General features: G+C 69.2%; 16 protein-coding genes and 1 pseudogene. 5 read left to right on the top strand and 12 right to left on the bottom strand.

Going from position 1 to position 18280, the window contains the following annotated elements:
* Nucleotides 1-105: 105 nt before the first annotated feature.
* The 3 genes from Q0D75_RS08250 to Q0D75_RS08240 form a co-directional block, all read right to left on the bottom strand.
* Nucleotides 106-1032 (bottom strand): phosphoribosylaminoimidazolesuccinocarboxamide synthase, encoded by a 927-nt coding sequence (locus tag Q0D75_RS08250; RefSeq protein ID WP_291051658.1) that lies wholly within the window; start codon nucleotides 1030-1032, stop codon nucleotides 106-108.
* Nucleotides 1029-2345 (bottom strand): phosphoribosylamine--glycine ligase, encoded by a 1317-nt coding sequence (gene purD / locus Q0D75_RS08245; protein WP_291051656.1) that lies wholly within the window; start codon nucleotides 2343-2345, stop codon nucleotides 1029-1031. The genes Q0D75_RS08250 and purD overlap by 4 nt, the downstream gene beginning before the upstream one ends.
* 316 nt (nucleotides 2346-2661) lie before the next feature.
* Nucleotides 2662-3024, bottom strand: a complete 363-nt coding sequence (locus Q0D75_RS08240) for a sterol carrier family protein (protein ID WP_291051655.1) — start codon at nucleotides 3022-3024, stop codon at nucleotides 2662-2664.
* Between the two features lie 95 nt (nucleotides 3025-3119).
* Between Q0D75_RS08240 and Q0D75_RS08235 the strand changes: the two genes are divergently transcribed.
* Nucleotides 3120-3518 (top strand): hypothetical protein, encoded by a 399-nt coding sequence (locus Q0D75_RS08235; RefSeq protein WP_291051652.1) that lies wholly within the window; start codon nucleotides 3120-3122, stop codon nucleotides 3516-3518.
* Nucleotides 3519-3555: 37 nt separating this feature from the next.
* On the opposite strand, the gene Q0D75_RS08230 is transcribed toward Q0D75_RS08235, so the two are convergent.
* The 6 genes and pseudogenes from Q0D75_RS08230 to Q0D75_RS08210 all read right to left on the bottom strand — a co-directional run bounded on the left by Q0D75_RS08230 (nucleotide 3556) and on the right by Q0D75_RS08210 (nucleotide 11079).
* Complete coding sequence (locus Q0D75_RS08230) at nucleotides 3556-3756, bottom strand: DUF3073 domain-containing protein (RefSeq protein WP_291051649.1); 201 nt, start codon at nucleotides 3754-3756, stop codon at nucleotides 3556-3558.
* Between the two features lie 162 nt (nucleotides 3757-3918).
* Nucleotides 3919-5952 carry an APC family permease gene (locus tag Q0D75_RS08225; RefSeq protein ID WP_291051647.1) on the bottom strand — a complete coding sequence of 678 codons (2034 nt, stop codon included), beginning with the start codon at nucleotides 5950-5952 and terminating at the stop codon, nucleotides 3919-3921.
* 154 nt (nucleotides 5953-6106) lie between these two features.
* Nucleotides 6107-6229: a hypothetical protein gene (locus Q0D75_RS08220; RefSeq protein WP_291051645.1), complete on the bottom strand. Its 123-nt coding sequence runs from the start codon at nucleotides 6227-6229 to the stop codon at nucleotides 6107-6109.
* A 229-nt stretch (nucleotides 6230-6458) separates the two neighbouring features.
* Nucleotides 6459-7979 (bottom strand): cell wall-binding repeat-containing protein, encoded by a 1521-nt coding sequence (locus Q0D75_RS08215; protein WP_291051641.1) that lies wholly within the window; start codon nucleotides 7977-7979, stop codon nucleotides 6459-6461.
* Between the two features lie 84 nt (nucleotides 7980-8063).
* A pseudogene (locus Q0D75_RS21030) lies at nucleotides 8064-8459 on the bottom strand (hypothetical protein); the annotation flags it as partial.
* Between the two features lie 31 nt (nucleotides 8460-8490).
* Nucleotides 8491-11079 (bottom strand): ATP-dependent DNA ligase, encoded by a 2589-nt coding sequence (locus tag Q0D75_RS08210; protein ID WP_291051638.1) that lies wholly within the window; start codon nucleotides 11077-11079, stop codon nucleotides 8491-8493.
* A gap of 321 nt (nucleotides 11080-11400) precedes the next feature.
* Here Q0D75_RS08210 and Q0D75_RS08205 point away from each other — a divergent pair, with 321 nt between their 5' ends.
* On the top strand, nucleotides 11401-12420 hold the full coding sequence (locus Q0D75_RS08205) for a Ku protein (protein ID WP_291051636.1): 1020 nt from the start codon (nucleotides 11401-11403) through the stop codon (nucleotides 12418-12420).
* Here the strand turns inward: Q0D75_RS08205 and Q0D75_RS08200 are convergent.
* Nucleotides 12417-13004 carry a helix-turn-helix domain-containing protein gene (locus Q0D75_RS08200; protein WP_291051790.1) on the bottom strand — a complete coding sequence of 196 codons (588 nt, stop codon included), beginning with the start codon at nucleotides 13002-13004 and terminating at the stop codon, nucleotides 12417-12419. The two genes, Q0D75_RS08205 and Q0D75_RS08200, sit on opposite strands and share 4 nt — an antisense overlap.
* Before the next feature lie 146 nt (nucleotides 13005-13150).
* Between Q0D75_RS08200 and Q0D75_RS08195 the strand changes: the two genes are divergently transcribed.
* Nucleotides 13151-14224, top strand: coding sequence for a zinc-binding alcohol dehydrogenase family protein (locus Q0D75_RS08195; RefSeq protein ID WP_291051633.1), 1074 nt, complete (start codon nucleotides 13151-13153; stop codon nucleotides 14222-14224).
* A gap of 114 nt (nucleotides 14225-14338) precedes the next feature.
* Here Q0D75_RS08195 and hutH read toward each other — a convergent pair whose 3' ends face one another.
* Nucleotides 14339-15937, bottom strand: coding sequence for a histidine ammonia-lyase (gene hutH, locus Q0D75_RS08190; protein ID WP_291051630.1), 1599 nt, complete (start codon nucleotides 15935-15937; stop codon nucleotides 14339-14341).
* Nucleotides 15938-16023: 86 nt separating this feature from the next.
* Here hutH and Q0D75_RS08185 point away from each other — a divergent pair, with 86 nt between their 5' ends.
* On the top strand, nucleotides 16024-16932 hold the full coding sequence (locus Q0D75_RS08185; protein ID WP_291051627.1) for an IclR family transcriptional regulator: 909 nt from the start codon (nucleotides 16024-16026) through the stop codon (nucleotides 16930-16932).
* A gap of 269 nt (nucleotides 16933-17201) precedes the next feature.
* Here the strand turns inward: Q0D75_RS08185 and Q0D75_RS08180 are convergent, their stop codons facing one another.
* Entirely contained in the window at nucleotides 17202-17834 is a 633-nt protein-coding gene (locus Q0D75_RS08180; RefSeq protein ID WP_291051623.1) for a hypothetical protein, read from the bottom strand.
* 53 nt (nucleotides 17835-17887) lie between these two features.
* Here Q0D75_RS08180 and Q0D75_RS08175 point away from each other — a divergent pair, with 53 nt between their 5' ends.
* Nucleotides 17888-18268, top strand: a complete 381-nt coding sequence (locus Q0D75_RS08175; protein WP_291051620.1) for an IclR family transcriptional regulator C-terminal domain-containing protein — start codon at nucleotides 17888-17890, stop codon at nucleotides 18266-18268.
* Nucleotides 18269-18280 lie beyond the last annotated feature (12 nt).

Raw genomic sequence — 18280 nt, 5'->3', positions numbered from 1 at the left:
TCCAGGCTTCTGTGCGAAGGTGCTGGAGGTTTCAAGCCTCGGACCGGCAGAACCGGCCTCCCCGACCAGACGGGGTCGATCAGGCCTCCAGCCTACCGGATCGCGCTACCGCCCGGGCGCCTGTCCTCCGGTCACCCGCTCGAGCAGCTCGCGGTAGCGCAGAACGGTCTGCTCCACGATCTCGTGCGGGAGCGTCGGCGGCACGCCCACCTGGTCCCAGTTCGCGGCCAGCCAGTTGCGCACGATCTGCTTGTCGAAGCTCGCGGTGCGGTCTCCCGAGTCGTAGGCGGCGGCATCCCAGTACCGGCTGGAGTCGCTGGTCAGCACCTCGTCGGCCAGCACGATCTCGCCGCTGTCGGCGTCACGCCCGAACTCGAACTTCGTGTCGGCGAGGATGACGCCGCGGCTCTCGGCGATCTGCGAGGCGCGCCCGTAGACCGCCAGCGACAGCGTGCGCAGGCTCTCGGCATCCTCGGCCCCGATCAGCTCGACGGTCTTCTCGAAGCTGATGTTCTCGTCGTGCTCGCCGAGGGGCGCCTTGTAGGCGGGGGTGTAGATGGGCTCGGGCAGCCGGTCGCCGTCGGCGAGGCCGCTGGGCAGCGGAACGCCGCAGACGCTCTGCGTCGCCTGGTATTCCTTCCAGCCGCTGCCGGAGAGGTAGCCGCGCACCACGCACTCGATCGGGAACATCTCCAGGGAGCGCACCACCATCGAGCGGCCGGCGATCCCGGCCGGAACGGCGGGAAGCCCGAGCGCCTTGGCCTCCGCCGGTGAGACGAGGTGGTTCGGCACTTCGCTCAGCTGCTGGAACCACCAGCGGCTGAGCGTGCTGAGCAGCTCGCCCTTGCCCGGGATGCCCGGCTCGAGCACGTGGTCGAAGGCGCTCACCCGGTCGCTCGCGACCACCAGCAGGGCGGCGGGGCGGGCATCCTGAGCGGTGTCGCCGGGCACGTACAGGTCGCGCACCTTGCCGCTGTAGACGTGACGCCAGCCGGGCACGGTCAGCTCGGGCTGCGGGGCGACGGCGCTCACGAGGAGGCCCCGTCGGTTCCGGATGCTGCGCCCGCGGCATCCGGAACCCCCGCCACGCGGGCGGCGATGTCGGTGCGGTGCTGCGAATTCTCGAGGTGGATGCCGGCCAGCGCCCCGTACACGCGATCGCGCGCGGTGGCGAAGTCGCCGGCCGTGGCGACGACGCTCAGCACGCGGCCGCCGGTGGCGCGGATGACCTCGCCGTCGCGATCCGTCGCCGCGTGCATCACGCTCACGCCCTCGAGGCCGGTGGTGTTCTCGAGACCGGTGATGACCCGGCCGGTCACCGGGGATCCGGGGTAGTTCTCGCTGGCCAGCACGACGGTGACGCCCACCTGGTCGCCGAACACGGGTCGCGGATGCTCACCCAGGGTGCCCGTGGCGGCCGCCAGCAGCAGGCCGCTCAGCGGGGTCTCGAGGCGCGGCAGCACCACCTGGGTCTCGGGATCGCCGAAGCGGGCGTTGAACTCGATCACCCGGATGCCCTTCTCCGTGAGGATCAGGCCGCAGTAGAGCAGGCCGATGAAGGGAGTCCCCTCGGCGGCGAGCTGACGCACGGTCGGCAGGGCGATGGTGTCGATCACCTCGTCGACGAAGGCCTTCTCGCTGCCGAAGCGCTCGTCGAGCCAGGGGAGAGGGGAGTAGGCGCCCATGCCGCCGGTGTTCGGGCCCTCGTCGCCGTCGGCGAGGCGCTTGTAGTCCTGGGCGGGGGAGAGCGGAGCGACCGAGTGGCCGTCGCTCAGCAGGAACAGGGAGACCTCTTCGCCTTCGAGGAACTCCTCGATCAGCACCTCGCCGTGCTGCAGCCAGTGCGCGGCGTGCGCGGTGGCCTCGGCGAGATCGGTGGTGACCAGCACGCCCTTGCCGGCGGCCAGCCCATCGGCCTTCACCACGTAGGGGGCGCCGTACTCGGCGAGGGTGGCCTCGGCCTCGGCGAGCGTGGAGGCGTTCGCGGCCCGGCCGGTCGGCACGCCGGCCGCCTCCATGATGCGCTTGGCGAACGACTTGCTGCCCTCGAGGGCGGCAGCCTTCTTTCCGGGCCCGAACACCGGGATGCCGCGGGTGCGCAGGGCATCGGCGACGCCCGCGACCAGGGGTGCCTCGGGCCCGATCACGACGAACTGCACGTTCTCGCTCAGCGCGTACTCGGCGACCGCGTGCGGGTCTTCGGCATCCAGCTGCACCGTCGGCACATCGGCCGCGATACCCGCGTTCCCGGGCGCCGCCACGATCTCGTGCGCGTCACCCTCCCGCAGGAGCGCCGTGATGATGGCGTGCTCGCGCGCGCCCGAACCGAGGACCAGGATTTTCACTTTTGTAGTTTACGGGGGTACCCGGAAACGGTGTTCGCACCCGTGAGGGGGTGGATTTCGGGGGAGGCTTCTCGTCAGGCCGGAGACTTGCTGGGTTAGCTGCCGGTCGCGCCGGGCTTTGCTCGGCGTGACCGGGCTGCGCCGGTCCCTGCCCGGCGCAGGGCGACATGTGAGCGCGCGGTCGGAGGACGCGGCCTGCGGTCGCATCCTCCGGCCACGCGCTCACTTTGGGTCGTCGAGTACGGCCTGAGACTTTGTGCCTCGGTCCCTTACGAGGTTTCGGGCGGGCCGGTCGTTGGCTGTGGGGCGGAGGGCCTCAGAGCGTCAGGGGCACCTGGGCCGAGAGGTCGGCCCGCTGGCCGGACGCTCGGATGCGGGCGGTGGCGATGCCCTCGTCCCAGGGCAGAGATCCGGTGGCGAGGGCTATCCAGGTGGCCGCGTCCATTTCCACCACGTTCGGCGGCGTGCCCCGGGTGTGCCCGGGTCCCTCGATGCACTGCACGGCACCGAACGGCGGAACCCGCACCTCCACGGAGTTCCCCTCCGCCGCATCCGCCAGCACCTGCAGCAGCCACCGCACCGCGGTAGCCCGAGTCTCCCGCGCGGCCCCCTCGAAGTCCCCCACAGCGTCGGCCACGGCCGCCCGCCCCGCTGCATCCGCGATCCGTGCCTTACCCATCCCTCCACGCTACCCCGCACCCCGCCCCGACGAGGTGGTCGACCACCTGCGCAGACGCGCATCCGGTGTTCAGCGGGATGCGCGACAATGGAGGGGTGAGTGATCAACCCGACCCGGCCCGCACGAGCAGTGAGAGCCGCGCAGCCGTGTCCGTACGGCGGGCGCCCCGCTACTTCCGCTTCATGGCCGTGGGAGCCGCCGTCGGCGTGCTGGTGTCGATCGCGCTGACGTTCTCGTTCCCCGAGCAGGAGGACTTCAGCCGCCTGCAGGTGCTGGGTTTCACAGGACTGTTCATCGTGGCGGTCGCCGTGGCGCTCGGCGCCCTCGTGGCCATCGCGATCGACCGCGCGAGCCGTCGACGCGCTCGCACCGTCGAGGCCCAGCGCGTCGAAGAACACGACGTCGAGGCCGTGCCCGAGGCGGCTGCGTCACCCGCAACTGCGCCGTCGGCCGTCGCAACCGCCGCCCCCGCTGCCGACGACGAAAAGGCCTGATCCGCCCTTCGGCAGTCAGGCCCGAACGCTCAGCCGGTCAGGCGAGCTTCTGCTCGTCGGTCGGCTCGAACGCCTCGTCGGAGTCGTCGTCGTCATCGATCCACTTCGAGTAGTCGGGCTCATCCGAGTTGCTGCTCGTGAGCTCACGCTCCAGCGCCGAATAGTTCGTGTCGGGACTGAAGTACTTCAGTTCGCGAGCGACCTTCGTGTGCTTGGCTTTTTGACGGCCACGCCCCATGCGAGACCCCCTCACGATTCGGGCCGGGGGATCACGCCGCCCGGATGAGACGAATAACTACGAAAACTTGGGTCAGTTTAGCACGCAGGCATCACACGACCCGTTGTCGAGGGTGTGCGCATCCGTTCATCTTCGCGGTCCGTCACCACCGCATCGGCGCGATCAGTTGCGGCTGCGCTTGTGCGTGCTCATCGGCTCGGCATGCGGGCGCCGCGGAACCGGCCGCGTCGGCTCACCACGACGCTCCTGGCCGGGCAGCGGTCGCGAGCGCCGGCCGTACAGCAGCTCCGAGGAATCCAGCAGCCACGGCACCAGCGCGATGGTCACCCCGTGCACCAGCATCAGCTTCTTGCGGATGCGACGGGCCTTGTGATTGTGCAGGATGGTCTCCCACCAGTGCCCCACGATGTAGATCGGCGTGTAGACCGTGACGACCTCGGATCCGTGCTCGGCCTGGTGCTTCATGATGTATTTCGCCAGCGGCACCGCCACGTCGCGGTACGGCGACTCGATGATGTTCAGCGGCACCTCGATGTTCATCTCCTGCCAGTCGGCCTCGAGCTTCGAGGTCTGCTCGTCGTCGATGGAGAGGTGCACCGCCTCGATCGAGTCGTGGCGTGCGGCGATGGCGTAGTCGAGGGCCTTCAGCACGGGCTTCTGCATGCGCCCCACCAGCACGATGGCGTGGTCGCCGGATGCCCCGAACGTGGTGTGCGGGTCGACCTCGACCTCGGTGTTCACGTCGCGGTAGTAGCGGTTCACGCCCATCATCAGGATGAACAGGATCGGCATGATCGCGAACACCAGCCATGCCCCGTGCGTGAACTTCGTGATGGTGACGACGATGAGCACCACGGCGGTGAACACGGCGCCCAGGAGGTTGATGGCGAGGCCGCGGTACACGGCCCCCCGGTCGCTGCAGCCCTCGCGCAGCATCCGGAGCCAGTGCACGACCATGCCGGACTGGCCGAGGGTGAACGAGACGAACACGCCGATGATGTAGAGCTGGATCAGCTGCGTGAGGCTGGCCTGGTAGACCACCAGGATCGCGATCGCGAACAGCGCCAGCACGATCATGCCGTTGGAGAACACGAGGCGGTCGCCGCGGGTGAGCAGCGCCTTGGGGGCGTAGGAGTCTTTGGCGAGCACGGATCCGAGCAGCGGGAATCCGTTGAACGCCGTGTTCGCCGCCAGCAGCAGCACGGCCGCCGTGGCCGCCTGGATGACGAAGAACAGGATCGAGTTGTTGCCGAAGGTGGCCGCCGCCACCTGGGCCATCAGGCTGCGCTGCGGTGTGGTGGCGCAGTCGGTGAAGCCCACGAGGTGGCAGGCGTCTTCGGCGTAGTGCACGTTCGAGATCAGCGCGAGGGCGGTGAGGCCGGCGAAGAGGCAGATGGCGATGGAACCCATCAGCACGAGGGTGCGCTGGGCGTTCCGCACCTTGGGCGTGCGGAACGCGGGCACGCCGTTCGAGATGGCCTCGACGCCGGTGAGGGCGGAGCATCCGCTCGAGAAGGCGCGCAACAGCAGCAGGATCATCGCCGCCTGCGTGAGCTGCTCGGCCTTCACATCGAACCCGGCCGACTCGGCGACGGGTGCGTCGCCGAGCACGGTGCGCACGAGCCCGGTGACGATCATCACCGCGACGCTGGCGACGAACAGGTAGGTGGGGATGGCGAAGGCCTTGCTCGACTCGGCCACACCGCGCAGGTTCACGGCCATCAGGATCACGACGAAGCCCACCGCGATCTCGACCCGATAGGGGTTGAGCACCGGCAGCGCCGAGATGATGTTGTCGACTCCGGATGCCACCGACACCGCGACCGTGAGCACGTAGTCGACCAGCAGAGCGGATGCCACCACCAGCCCGGCCTTCTCACCCAGGTTCTTGTGCGCCACCTCGTAGTCGCCACCGCCGGAGGGGTAGGCCTTCACTAGCTGCCGGTAGCTGGCGACGACGACGACCAGCAGCAACACGACGGCCGCTGCGACCCAGGGTGCGAAGCTCAGGAAGGCGAGCCCGCCGATGAGCAGGATCATCAGCAGCTCCTGCGGCGCGTAGGCCACGGAGGAGAGCGGGTCGCTGGCGAAAATGGGGAGCGCCAAACGCTTCGGGAGCAGCTGCCCTTCGAGCTTGTCGCTCGGCAGCGGATCACCGATCAACCAGCGTTTCGCCGAGCGGGGTTCATTGACCACGAGTGAGAACACTACTCCGCGGCAACCCACTGTCAAGTTGACCGGGGTCCGTTTTATTCCCGCGCGACATCGGGGCGCCTCCGGCACCGCGAAAAGCGCCGCACAGGTGCCTCTCGGCACGCCGTGCGGCGCCTCTGCTGAGCGTGGTCTCCGGTTACTCTCCGGGGATCTCGCTGTCGGTGTACTCGCCCGCCTCGGGCTCGGGGCCCGACACGTCTTCGTCGTCCTTGTCGGTGTACTCACCGTCGCGCTCGTCGCGCGCCTTCTTCTCGGTCATGAGATCCTCCTCGATTGTCTGGCCGGTGGTCGCTGGGAGCCGCGGCTCTTGTCGCGAAAGTACACCCTGCCGCCTGCCCGAGCCAGGCCCCGGCGGCCGATCCGCACGGATGTGCAGTCTGCGCCCCGCCATCGCCCGCGCTGCCCCCCGCTGCGCCCCCCCCCGCTGCTCACCCGCGCCGTCGTAAGAGGCTCGCACGGCCGAACCGAGCACACTCAGCGACCCCGCTTCATCGCAGGTAGCTGCGCAACTGCTCGTAGACGTTATCGCTGACGGTGTTCGGGCCGCCGAGCACGACGATCTGCACGGGATTGAGCCGATCGAGTTCGCGCGCGACGGAGGCGGGAATCGAGTCGGCCGCCACCAACAGCACCGGGGCTCCGTTGGCAGCTGCGGCCGGTGAGCCGGACAGCGCGTCGGCGAATACCTGACCGGATGCCACGTACGCGATGTTCACGCCGCCGGTGAAGTTGCTCGCAGATGCGTTGGCCGAGACCTCGAACCGGTCGGCGCCGCCGATGCGCGTGGTGGGCACCGACGCCCTGAGCTGGTTCTCGACCGCGGCCGAAATGGTGTCGGTGCCGCCGAGGACGACGATCCGGCCGGGCTTGAGTCGGGCGAGCTCGTCCAGTGTCGGCTGTGGGATGGCGTCTCGGGTGGCGAGCAGCACGGGCCCGCCGTTGTTGGCAGCGACGGCCGATCCGGAGAGGGCGTCAGGAAACACGGCCCCGGAGGCGAGGTAGGCGACCGGGATGCCGGGTGAGAAGTTGTCCCGGGACACCGCGGCCGCGACGGCATACCGGTCGGCGCCGCCCAGCCTGTCGACCGTCGGCGCGTAGCCGGCGAGCGCGCGCTGAACGGAGTTGCTGACGGATGTGGTGCCGCCGAGGATGATGATCCGCTTGGGCTTGAGTCGCGCGAGTTCGGCCCCGATGGTGGTGGGGATGCTGTCTGAGGCGGTCAGCAGCACGGGCGCGCCGCGCGATCCCGCTGCCGCTGATCCGGACAGCGCATCGGCGAAGGCGGTGCCGGACGCGACGTACGCGACCGGTACCGCGGGGGCGAACTCGGCCGCAGAATTCCGGGCCGACACCTCGAACCGGTCGGCTCCGCCCCTGCGAGACAGCGGCGCAGTGCTGTCGAGATCGATCACGGAGATCGTGTTCGAGGTCGTGCCGGTGATGAAGGCCTGACGGTGATCAGCGTCCATCGCGATCCCCTGCAGGCCGCTGCCGTAGTCGACGTCCGCCTTGCGGATGATGCGAGTCACAGAGAGAGTGACGGTGTTGATCGCGGTGATCGTGAGCTCCGTTCCGACGTAGACCTGGTGGCTGGCCAGATCGACTTCCACGCCATCCGGGCCGTCGCCGATGCCGTTCACGTTGTCGTGCGGAATCACCGCAATGACAGAATTGCGGTTGGTGTCGACCACCGACACCGTGCTGTCGCCCTCATTCGTGACGAAGGCGCGATGTGCGACGCTGTCGACCGCGAGCCGGCGCGGCGCTTTGCCGATGCCCGTCGCGCTGTCATGAGCGATGACTGCAATGACCGAGTCGCTGGAGGTGTCGATCACCGAGACGGTGCCGTCGTCGAGGTTCGTGACGTAGGCCCGGTGCAACGCGGTATCGACCGCGACGCCGAGGGGGAACTTCCCAATGCCGTGTGCGGAATCGTGCGGGAGCACGGTCGTGACGGAGTTCGTGTCGGTGTCGATCACCGAGACGGTGCCGGCCTTGACATTCGCCACGTATGCACGGTGCCGATCGGGATCGACACCGATCCCATCGGGTCCTGATCCGATACCCGTTGCGCTGTCGTGCGGGATGACCGCCGTCACGTCGTTGGTCGTTGTTTCGACCACGGAGACGGTGTCTGAGTTGTAGTTGGTGACGAAGACCTGATGGTGCACCGAGTCCAGAGCAACGCCGGATGGGCCGGCCCCGATGCTCGTCGGTCCATTCGGGATGACCTCCGTAACGCGGTTCGACTCTGTGTCGATCACCGAAACCGTCCCGTCGAACGTGCTTGCGACATAGGCCTGACGTGATGCGGGATCGACCTCGACATCGACCGGAGCAGGATCTGGTCTTGTCGACGATGTGATCGGGATCGTAGCGGTGACGAAGGTGGAGGCCGACGCAATCGGCGCGGCCAGAGGCGATATCACCCCGACGCTGACAACCACCGCGGCTACTAAAGCCGCACCGCTACGCTTAATTGAGAACATCTCAATAGCGTAGCGACCGCCGCCGTCACCGTCAGCCCTCGCGGGTGACCTCGGCGGGGGACTTGTCGGGGCGCCAGCCCCGCCAGGAGGGCTGGCGGAGGCGGCCGGGCCCCGTCCACTCGGCGAACTCGACCTCGGCGACGAGCTTCGGGGTCACCCAGCGGGCGTCGCGGGCGTCGGCGGCCGGAACGTCCTCGAGCGGAGACGTCTTGCGCTCGAGGGCTGCTAGGCGGCTCGTGATGGCGTCGAGTTCGCGGTCGCTGAAGCCCGTGCCGACGCGACCGACGTAGACGAGCCGGCCGTCGGCATCCGGAACTCCCATCAGCAGCGAGCCGATCTGCCGCGCGCGGGCACCCTTGCCGGGGCGCCAGCCGCCGATCACGACCTCCTGCGTGAGATGGTGCTTGATCTTCAGCCACGACCCCGTGCGACGGCCCGGCGCGTAGCCGCTCGAACGGCGCTTGGCCATCACGCCCTCCAGGCCCAGCTCCCGGCTCGCCCGCACCGCGTGCGCGAGGTCGCCCTCGAACGCCGGCGGCACGTGCAGCGGGCCCCGCGAGGCCGGCAGCAGCTCGTCGAGCACCGCGCGCCGGTCGTCGTACGACGACTTCTCCAGCGATGCCCCGTCGAGCTCGAGCACGTCGAACACCATCAGATCGACCTTCACCTGGCGCTGCGCCGCCTCGACGTCGCGCGGGCGGGTGAGGCCCATCCGCTGTTGCAGACGGCCGAAGTTCGGGCGGCCGCGGGCATCCAGAGCCACGATCTCGCTGTCGAGCACCATCTCCCGGCCCTCGGATGCCTCCTCCAACGCCTCGACCAGCTCCGGGTAGCCCGCGGTCACGTCGTTGCCGTTGCGGGTGAAGAGGGTCACGGTGCCGGCGGTCGCCCGCACGAGCGCGCGGATGCCGTCCCACTTCATCTCGAAGGCCCAGTCCTCCTGATCCGGCAGGGTGTCGGCCTCGGAGAGCGTGGCGAGCATCGCCTTGGGCACGCGGGTGGAGGGCTCTGCGGGCTTGACGGGCTGCGGCGGGTTCGAGGCGCGCACCTTCGCCTTCTTCAGCGGCGGCCCGCCCGGCGAACCCGGCTCGGCCGACCAGTCGACCGGCGCCTGATCCTTCATCAGGTGGATCAGCCACTGGTTCGCGCCCTTGCCGTTCTTGCCACCGGTATGGATGAGCGCGAAGCGCCGGCCCTCGCCCAGACCACCCGACTGCTGCCCGTGCAGCGTCGCGATGATCTCCTCGCCGTCGCGCCACTTCTCGAGCTGATAGCTGCCGAAGTCCCAGATCGTGACCGCGCCGGCTCCGTATTCGCCTTTGGGAATATGTCCCTCGAAGGTGCCGTACTCCATCGGATGGTCTTCGGTCTGCACGGCCAGATGGTTCTTGCCCGCGTCGACCGGGAAGCCCTTCGGCAGCGCCCAGGAGACGAGCACGCCGTCGTGCTCGAGCCGGAAGTCCCAGTGCAGACTCGACGCGTGGTGCTCCTGGATGACGAAGGAGCGTCCGTCCGACGCGGGCGGCGTGGCATCCGGAACCGGCTCGGGCGTCTTCGCCTGGTCGCGCTTGGAGCGGTAGACGGTGAGGCGGTCGCGCTCGCCGGATCCGCCGGATGCTGCGGGCTCTCTGTTGCGGTCGGGCTGGTCGTGCGGCCCGCGGTTCGAGTGCCACTCGCCGCCCGGCGCCTCGACCGATCCGGGCGCTTCGGCACTCACGGCCAGCGGATCGTCGCGCGTGCGCATCCGTGAGAGCACCTCGTCGAGCTCGAGCTGCCGCAGGTTCTTCGCCGAGAGCTCCCGCCAGGTGCGCGGCACCGCGACCGTCGGGTGCGACCGCCCCCGCAGCGAGTACGGGCAGATGGTGGTCTTGTTGGCGCTGTTCTGGCTCCAATCGACCAGCACCTTTCCGGTGCGCAGGGCCTTCTTCATGTCGGAGACGACGAGATCCGGATGGTCGGCCTCGAGGATGCGCGCCAGCTCGTGCGCCACGGCCGACACCTCGTCGGAGGTCTGCTTGCCGTCCAGCGCTGCATAGAGGTGGATGCCTTTGCTGCCGCTCGTGACGGGCACCGGCTCCAGGCCCATACCGGTAAGGATCTCGCGCGCCGCGTTCGCCACCTCCACGCACTCGGGCAGCCCTGCGCCCTCGCCCGGATCGAGGTCGATCACGAAGCGATCGGGGTTCTTGGGGCGGCCGTGCGCATCCACCCGCCACTGCGGCACGTGGATCTCGAGCGCGGCGATCTGCGCCAGCCAGGCGAGCGTGGCCTGGTTGTTGACCAGCGGATACACGTTCACGTGGTCGGAGTGCTGGATCTCCACCCGCCGCACCCACTCCGGCGTACCCTCGCCGAGGTTCTTCTGAAAGAACACCTCGCCCGGATGCTCGTCGTCACCCACACCGTGCACCCACCGCTTGCGGGTGGCCGGCCGGTTGCGCGCGTGCGGGATGAGGAAGGGTGCGATCTCGGCGTAGTAGCGCAGGATGTCGGCCTTCGTGGTGCCGGTGGCGGGATAGATCACCTTCTCGAGGTTCGAGATGCGCAGGCGATGCCCGCCGACCGTGACGGTCTGCTCGCTGCTTGTGCCCTTGCCTCTGCTGCTGCTCGTGCCGGCCATCCGGTCCTCCTCGCCCGCCCTCATCCTCCCGCGAGCAGCCGGCGTGCGCCACGGGTGCGGTCGATCCGCGAGTCGCCGCGCTGCCGCCCGCCGCCCGCCGACCGCCGAACGGATGGAGCCGATACGCAGCGACGGAGGCTGAGTCCATCCGCACGCGCACCTGGCCCAGAACTCCATCCGTTCGATAGTCCACCCGCGGGGCGGGCGGCCAGATCATCCGCGGGCGGGCGAGTGGGGCATCCGACGGTCGGGCGGGCGCGCCATCCGCCGATCGGCCGCAAGTTTCTGCCCTGGCGGCGAGATTTCGCGGTTGAATGGGGCATGCGATCCATCTGGAAAGGCGCGATCACCTTCGGGCTCGTCAACGTGCCCGTGAAGGTCTACGGCGCCACGGAGGACCACGACATCTCGCTGCACCAGGTGCACGAGAAAGACGGCGGGCGCATCCGGTACCAGCGCCGCTGCGAGATCGACGGCGACATCGTCGACTACCAGGACATCGCGCGGGCCTACGACGACGGTGAGCGCACGGTCGTCCTGACCAAGGAGGATCTGGCGTCGCTGCCCGAGGAGCGCAGCCGCGAGATCGAGGTGGTGGAGTTCGTGCCGAGCGAGCAGATCGACCCGATCATGCTCGACAAGAGCTACTACCTCGAACCCGACTCGAAGTCGCCGAAGGCCTACGCGCTGCTGCGCAAGACCCTCGAGACCACCGATCGCACCGCGATCGTGCACTACGCGTTGCGGCAGAAGACCCGCCTCGGCGCCCTGCGCGTGCGCGGCGACGTGCTGGTGCTGCAGGCGTTGCTCTGGGACGACGAGGTGCGCGAGGCATCCTTCCCCGCCCTCGACGAGCCGGTGCGCGTCTCCTCGCAGGAGCTCGAGATGGCGCTCTCGCTGGTCGACCAGTTCGCCACCGACTTCGCCCCCGAGAAGTTCAGCGACGACTACCAGGAGCAGCTGCGCACCCTGATCGAGGCCAAGCTCGAGCAGGGCGACACGATCGACACCGACGAGACCTTCGGCCGCGAGCCCGGCGAGGGCGAGGGCGGCGGGGAGGTGCTCGACCTGATGGAGGCGCTGCGGCGCTCGGTCGACAAGAGCAAGAGCGGCGGATCGGGTTCGGGCTCGAAGTCGAAGGCTTCGAAGAAGGAAGACGACGACGACGGCGAAGACGAAGACGCGGGCGGGGTGACCTCCAAGGTCAAGGAACCGTCCGCTCCGGCGAAGAAGCCCGCTGCCAAGAAGCCCGCTGCGAAGAAGCCGGCGGCGAAGAAGGCTCCGGCTGCCGAGTCGACGACCTCGAAGGCTCCGGCGAAGAAGGCCACGCGCGCGTCCTAGCGCCCTCGGCCGTCACCGGCCCCTTCCTCCATGACCGCTCGTACATCGTCCCAGACGGCGAGGAGATTCTCTTCGAGGTCGGTGTCCGGTGGTTCGTCCAGCCATCGCGCGATCGCCAGATCGAAGCAGGTGACGGCGATGGCCGCCAGGGTGTGAGCCTGCGGCTGAGCCACATCCCTCTCGACCAGGGATTGCTCGATCGCGAGACCGAGCCGGTGACTTCGGAGCAGGTCGCGTTCTTGCAGTGCGGGCTCGCTGCGGATGATGGCTTGCCGCCGGGCGATCTGCGGGCGCCATCCCTGCACGCCGCGGCACGCCGAGGCCAGGCCCAGCTGCACCGTGGCCACGGGAGTGCTCTCCGCCGGCACGGACCGGAGGAAGTCGCGCACCGCCTGCGGGAACTCCCGGTCCCTCAGGAACAGCGAGTCGCGTTTGTCGGCGAAGTGCCGGAAGAACGTGCGCGTCGTCAAGCCTGCCCTGGCCGCGATCTGCGGCACGGTGGTGTCGGTAAAACCGTGCTCCTCGAATGAGTCCAGCGCTGCCGCCTCCAGGCGGAGCGCCGCATCAGGAGACCATCTGGGCATGGAGCCATGATGACACGTCGTGCCGTGACGTGTACAGTGACGACACGGCGTGTCATCACGCACGGGGAGACGGAGTCATGATGGTGGACAACAGCGCAGCGTGGATCGATGCGCCGTACGCAAACGTGACCGTTCGGGACGCGCCGATGCCGACGGCGAAATCGGAGCAGCTCGTGATCGAGGTCCGCGCGGTGGCCGTGAACCCCCTGGATGCGATCATCCAGTCCAACGGACGGGTGATGTACGGCTGGCTGCCCTACCCCGTCGTGCTCGGTGAGGACGTCGCGGGGATCGTGGTCGAGACCGGAACCGGTGTGGCGGGGTTCGCCGTCGGTGACCGGGTGGTGGCCTACGCGATCGGTCTGGAGAAGGGGCGCGACGCGGTCACGGAGAGCGGTTTCCAGAACTACGTGGCGGTCGACGCTGCGCTGGCCTCGCCGCTGCCGCACGGGGTGGCCTTCGAGGAGGCGGCGGTGTTGCCACTCGCGATCACGACGGCGGCCGCCGGCCTGTTCGAGGCCCGGCAGCTCGGCTTGGACTACGGCCGACTGGGGCACGCCGAGCCACGGGCTGAGATCGTTGTGATCTGGGGCGGCGCCACATCCGTCGGCGGCAACGCCATCCAGCTCGCCCGCGCCGCCGGGTACCGCGTGATCACGACGGCCTCGGCCCGGAACCACGACCGGATGCGTCGCCTGGGAGCGGAATCAGTGTTCGACTACCACGACCCCGATGTCGTGGATCAGGTCGTGCGGGCGGTGGACGCGGCACCGGTCGCCGGTGTCCTCGCCCTCGCGGTCGGCTCGGGAGTCCCGAGCGTGAAGATCGCGCGCGCCACCGGCGCGAAGAAGGTGGCCATGGCGAGCCCGCCGGTGTCGTTCTACGACCAGCCGCGCCGGGCGGGATTCTCCCTCGAACGCACCGGACTGTTCCTGCGGCTGGGAATCCGTTCGGCGCTCCTGCAGCTGCGCAGTCCCATCACCGGGGTGCGATCGTCGTTCATCTGGGGCAGCGCCATTGCGAGTTCCCCCGTCGGACCGGCTGTATGGCGCTCCTACCTTCCCGAAGCGCTCGCCACCGGTACCCACCAGCTCTACCCCGAACCGCATGTCATCCCGGGCGGCCTGCCCGCGGTTCAGGGCGCGCTCGATGCGCTTCGCGGCGGCGTCTCCTCGACGAAGCTCGTCGTGTCCCTCGTCCCGGAGGTTCCGGGCGCGTGACCGTCGACGCGCAGGTGCGTCTTCGGTCAGCGACCCGGGTGATCGCCGAGAAGGCCCCGGCCGCGACGTCGAAAGCCTCCTAGGCCGACGGATGCGGCCGGGCCGCCGGTCAGCTCAGTCGAGTGCGCCGACCCGCGACTCCGCCGCCGCGGCCAGCTCCCCGCTCTGCACGAGCGCCACGCTCGCCTCGATCTCGGGGGAGAGGTGCCGGTCGGGCCCCGGCCCCGCGACATCGACGCGAAGCCGCTCGAGCACCGCGCCGGTGGCCGGCCCCGGCTGCAGCGGCGCTCGCAGGTCGAGCGCCCGGCCCGCCGTCATGGCCTCGATCGCGATCACGCGCGCGAGCCCGTCGATCGCCGAGCGCAGCTTGCGGGCGGCGTGCCACCCCATCGACACGTGGTCCTCCTGCATCGCCGACGACGGGATGGAGTCGACGGATGCCGGCACGGCCAGCCGCTTCAGGTTCGAGACGATCCCGGCGGCGGTGTACTGCGCGATCATCAGGCCGCTGTCGACGCCGGCGTCGTGTGCGAGGAATGCCGGGAGGCCGTGGTTGCGGGCCCGGTCGAGCATCCGATCGGTGCGCCGCTCCGCCATGCTCGCCACGTCGGCGGCGGCGATCGCCAGGAAGTCGAGCACGTACCCCACCGGCGCCCCGTGGAAGTTGCCGTTCGACTCCACCCGCCCGTCGGCGAGCACCACCGGGTTGTCGACGGCCGAGCGCAGTTCGCGCCCGGCGATCATCCGCGCGTGCGACACCGTGTCGCGGGCCGCGCCGTGCACCTGGGGCGCGCAGCGCAGGGAGTACGCATCCTGGACCACGGTGTGATCGGGGCCCTTGTGGCTCGCCACGATCGGTGACCCTGCGAGCAGCCGGCGCAGGTTGGCGGCGCTCTGCGCCTGCCCCTCCTGGGGTCGCAGGGCGGCGAGATCGGCGGCGAAGGCGGCATCCGTTCCCAGCAGGGCCTCGACCGACATCGCGGCGGAGACGTCGGCGGTGCGCAGTAGCAGGTCGAGGTCGTGCAGGGCGAGGCAGAGCATGCCGAGCATGCCGTCGGTGCCGTTGATGAGCGCGAGGCCTTCCTTCTCGGCCAGCAGCACGGGCTCGAGGCCGGCCGCATCGAGGGCGGTCGCCGCGGGCATCTCCTCGCCGGCGGCATCCCGCACCATCCCTTCGCCCATCAGCGCGAGGGCGCACTGGGCCAGCGGCGAGAGGTCGCCCGAGCAGCCGAGCGAGCCGTACTCCTGCACAATCGGCGTGATGCCGGCGTTCAGGAGGGCGGCGTAGCTCTGCAGGGTCGACGGGCGGATGCCCGTGCGGCCGGTGGCGAGCGTCGAGATGCGCAGCAGCATCAGGGCGCGCACGACTTCGCGCTCGACCTCGGGCCCGGATCCGGCGGCGTGCGAGCGCACGAGGCTCTGCTGCAGCCGGATGCGCTGCTCGGGCTCGATGAATGTGGTCGCCAGCGCGCCGAACCCGGTCGAGACGCCGTAGTGCGGATCGCGGTCGTCGGCCAGTGCCTCGATCACCGCACGGCTGCGGGCTGCGGCCTCAAGGGCGGCGGGATCGATCGTGATGGCCGCGCCTCTCCGGGCCACTGCGACGACCTCGTCGATCGAGACAGGCCCCTCCCCGACGACGACCGCCGTGAGGTCGGGCGCAGTGGCAACGGCAGTGGCAGCAGCAGTGCTTGCAGAGGTGGATTCAGGCATGCACCCATGCAATCGCCCGTTCGATCGGGCGAACAGGCCGCCCGCGCGGTTAGTGTCTCGTATACGAGACGCGAGAGGCGGCCCCCATGGCGAACGGATCGGGCGAAGCGGCGCCCTCACCCGCCGAGCTGCCCGCGACCGAGGCGCTGTCCATCGGGCCCGCGCCTACTGCTCTCGGCGCGACCACGGCATTCGTCGCCGACGAGGTGCCCGCCGCACGGCGCACCCTGCAGGTGCTGCGCTTCCTCTCCGCCCAGCGCGGCCCGGTCGCCGCCTCCACGATCGCCACCGCGCTGGGCCTCCCGCGCTCCAGCACCTACAAGATCCTCGCCGTGCTCGAGGAGGAGGGCTTCGTACTGCACCTCCCCGAGGCGCGCCGCTTCGGGCTCGGCGTCTCGGCTTTCGAGCTGAGCTCGGGCTACTCCCGTCAGACCCCGTTGGCCCGCCTGGGAGCGCCCCTGCTCGCCACGCTGGTCGACCGCATCGGTGAGAGCGCCCACCTCGCCATCCTGCACGGCCGCGACGTGCTCTACCTCGTCGACGAGCGCGCGCCGCACCGCCCGGCGCTGGTCACCGAGGTCGGTGTGCGCCTGCCGAGCCACCTCACGGCGAGCGGCCGCGCGATGCTCGCGGCGCTGCCCCCGAAGCAGCTGCGGGCGCTCTTCCCCGACAGCACCGCCTTCGCGCACCGCACCGACGCCGGCCCCCACTCCGGCCCGCAGGACTACGGATCGCTGAAGCGCCTGCTCGACGACGTCCGCCGCCGCGGCTACGCCGAGGAGGACGGCGACGTGGTGGAGGGTCTCGTCTCGGTCTCGGTCGCCGTGCTCGACCACACCGGCTGGCCCGCTGCCGCAATCGCGGTCACCTCCCCGGCCGATGCGGTCGCCGCCGATCGCTGGCCCACCATCGCCCACGAGATCGCCACCTCGGCCCGCGAACTCAGCCGCCGCATCCGCGGCCCGATGAGCGACCCGGACGCGCGCGAACCGTAGCAGCGGGAGCGTTCGGGCGGGTTCTGGCCCACTTGAGCAGCTTCGGGATCCCAGGCACTTCGGTTGTCGCGGCTGTCATCCGCAGGGCTCAGCCGGCAGCCGTCCGTCTCGACCCCGAGGTGGTCATCCTCGATGCGGCGCGCGATGGAGAGCGCCCCTGAGAGCGCGAACCAGTCAGAGGGGCGTCCTGACTGTGAGTGATGAGAGTCTCTCCTCGCAAACGGAGAGGCTGTGTCACTCTCTGGGCTCTAAAAACTCGTGCGGTTCCTCTATGGTGTTCCTTCAGCTGACCCGGTTTCGGAATTGGTCTTTTCGATATCGGCAATCAACTCCTGGATCGCCGAAGACGTCGCTATCCGCGTCCCGAACGGAAAGGATCCGGTTACGGCGAACGGTAGTTCGACAGTGGCTTCGCCCCATCGAGATGTGACAGCCAGCCCTCGGTATCGTTCGAAGACGTCCTTGGTGATAGTGGGCCGAATTTGTACGATGTCGCTCCACGGAAACCAAACTTCCAGGACTGGGGTTTTCCGGCCAGACCAAAATCCCACACCCGAACTGTCGGCGGTAAGAGTGAGTGTCCTCGGCATGGTCCGTTGACCTCCGGGGCTGACTCTTCTCAGTTCCTGCAGCGTTTGCTCAGTCCTGATCACGGGTGCGACTACATCGAATGTTCCCCTGGCCCGGAGTGCGTCAGCCCGGCCGCCCCATCCGGACATCGTCTTAAGGACGAAAGCGATAAGAAAGACGATTGGCACGAACGAAATCGCCATCAATGCTGGAAGGATCAATGTTTCAGATTCGCCCGCCATTGTCGATCGTACGAATTGAATTGCTATGAATCCGAGTGCGGCTAAGGAGGCGACGCCGACTGCTAGCCAGAATCCTCGCTTGTCGGTCATTGACTCCCTTTCAGAAGGAAAATGTTAGCCCCCCAACGGCGACTGGCCGCGCGATGCTCGCGGCCCTGCCCCCGAAGCAGTTGTGGGCGCTCTTCCTTGACCGCACCGCCTTCGCGCACCGCACCGACACCGGTCCCCAGAACTACGGATCGCTGAAGCGCCTGCTCGACGACGTTCGCCGCCGCGGTTACGCCGAGGAGGACGGCGACGTCGTGGCTGGCCTCGCCTCCGTCGCAGTCTCCGTGCTCGACCACACCGGCTGGCCGCCGCCGCGATCGCCGTCACGGCCCCGTCCGCCTCTGCAGCCCCGTCCGGCATCGTTAACGCCGCCGACCGCTGGCCCGCCATCGCCCCCGCCCCTTGACGCACGTCGAACACCACGCCCTCCACTGTCGCCCTCATCCGACGAGAGATTTCGTCGCAAACTGTCATAAGCGCCTTCGTGG

Origin of the sequence: Herbiconiux sp., assembly GCF_023264855.1 — a bacterium.
In the GTDB taxonomy this organism is placed as follows: Bacteria; Actinomycetota; Actinomycetes; order Actinomycetales; family Microbacteriaceae; genus Herbiconiux.
The sequence above is the reverse complement of the archived record's forward strand: the minus strand, read 5'-3'. Positions and strand labels throughout refer to the sequence as shown.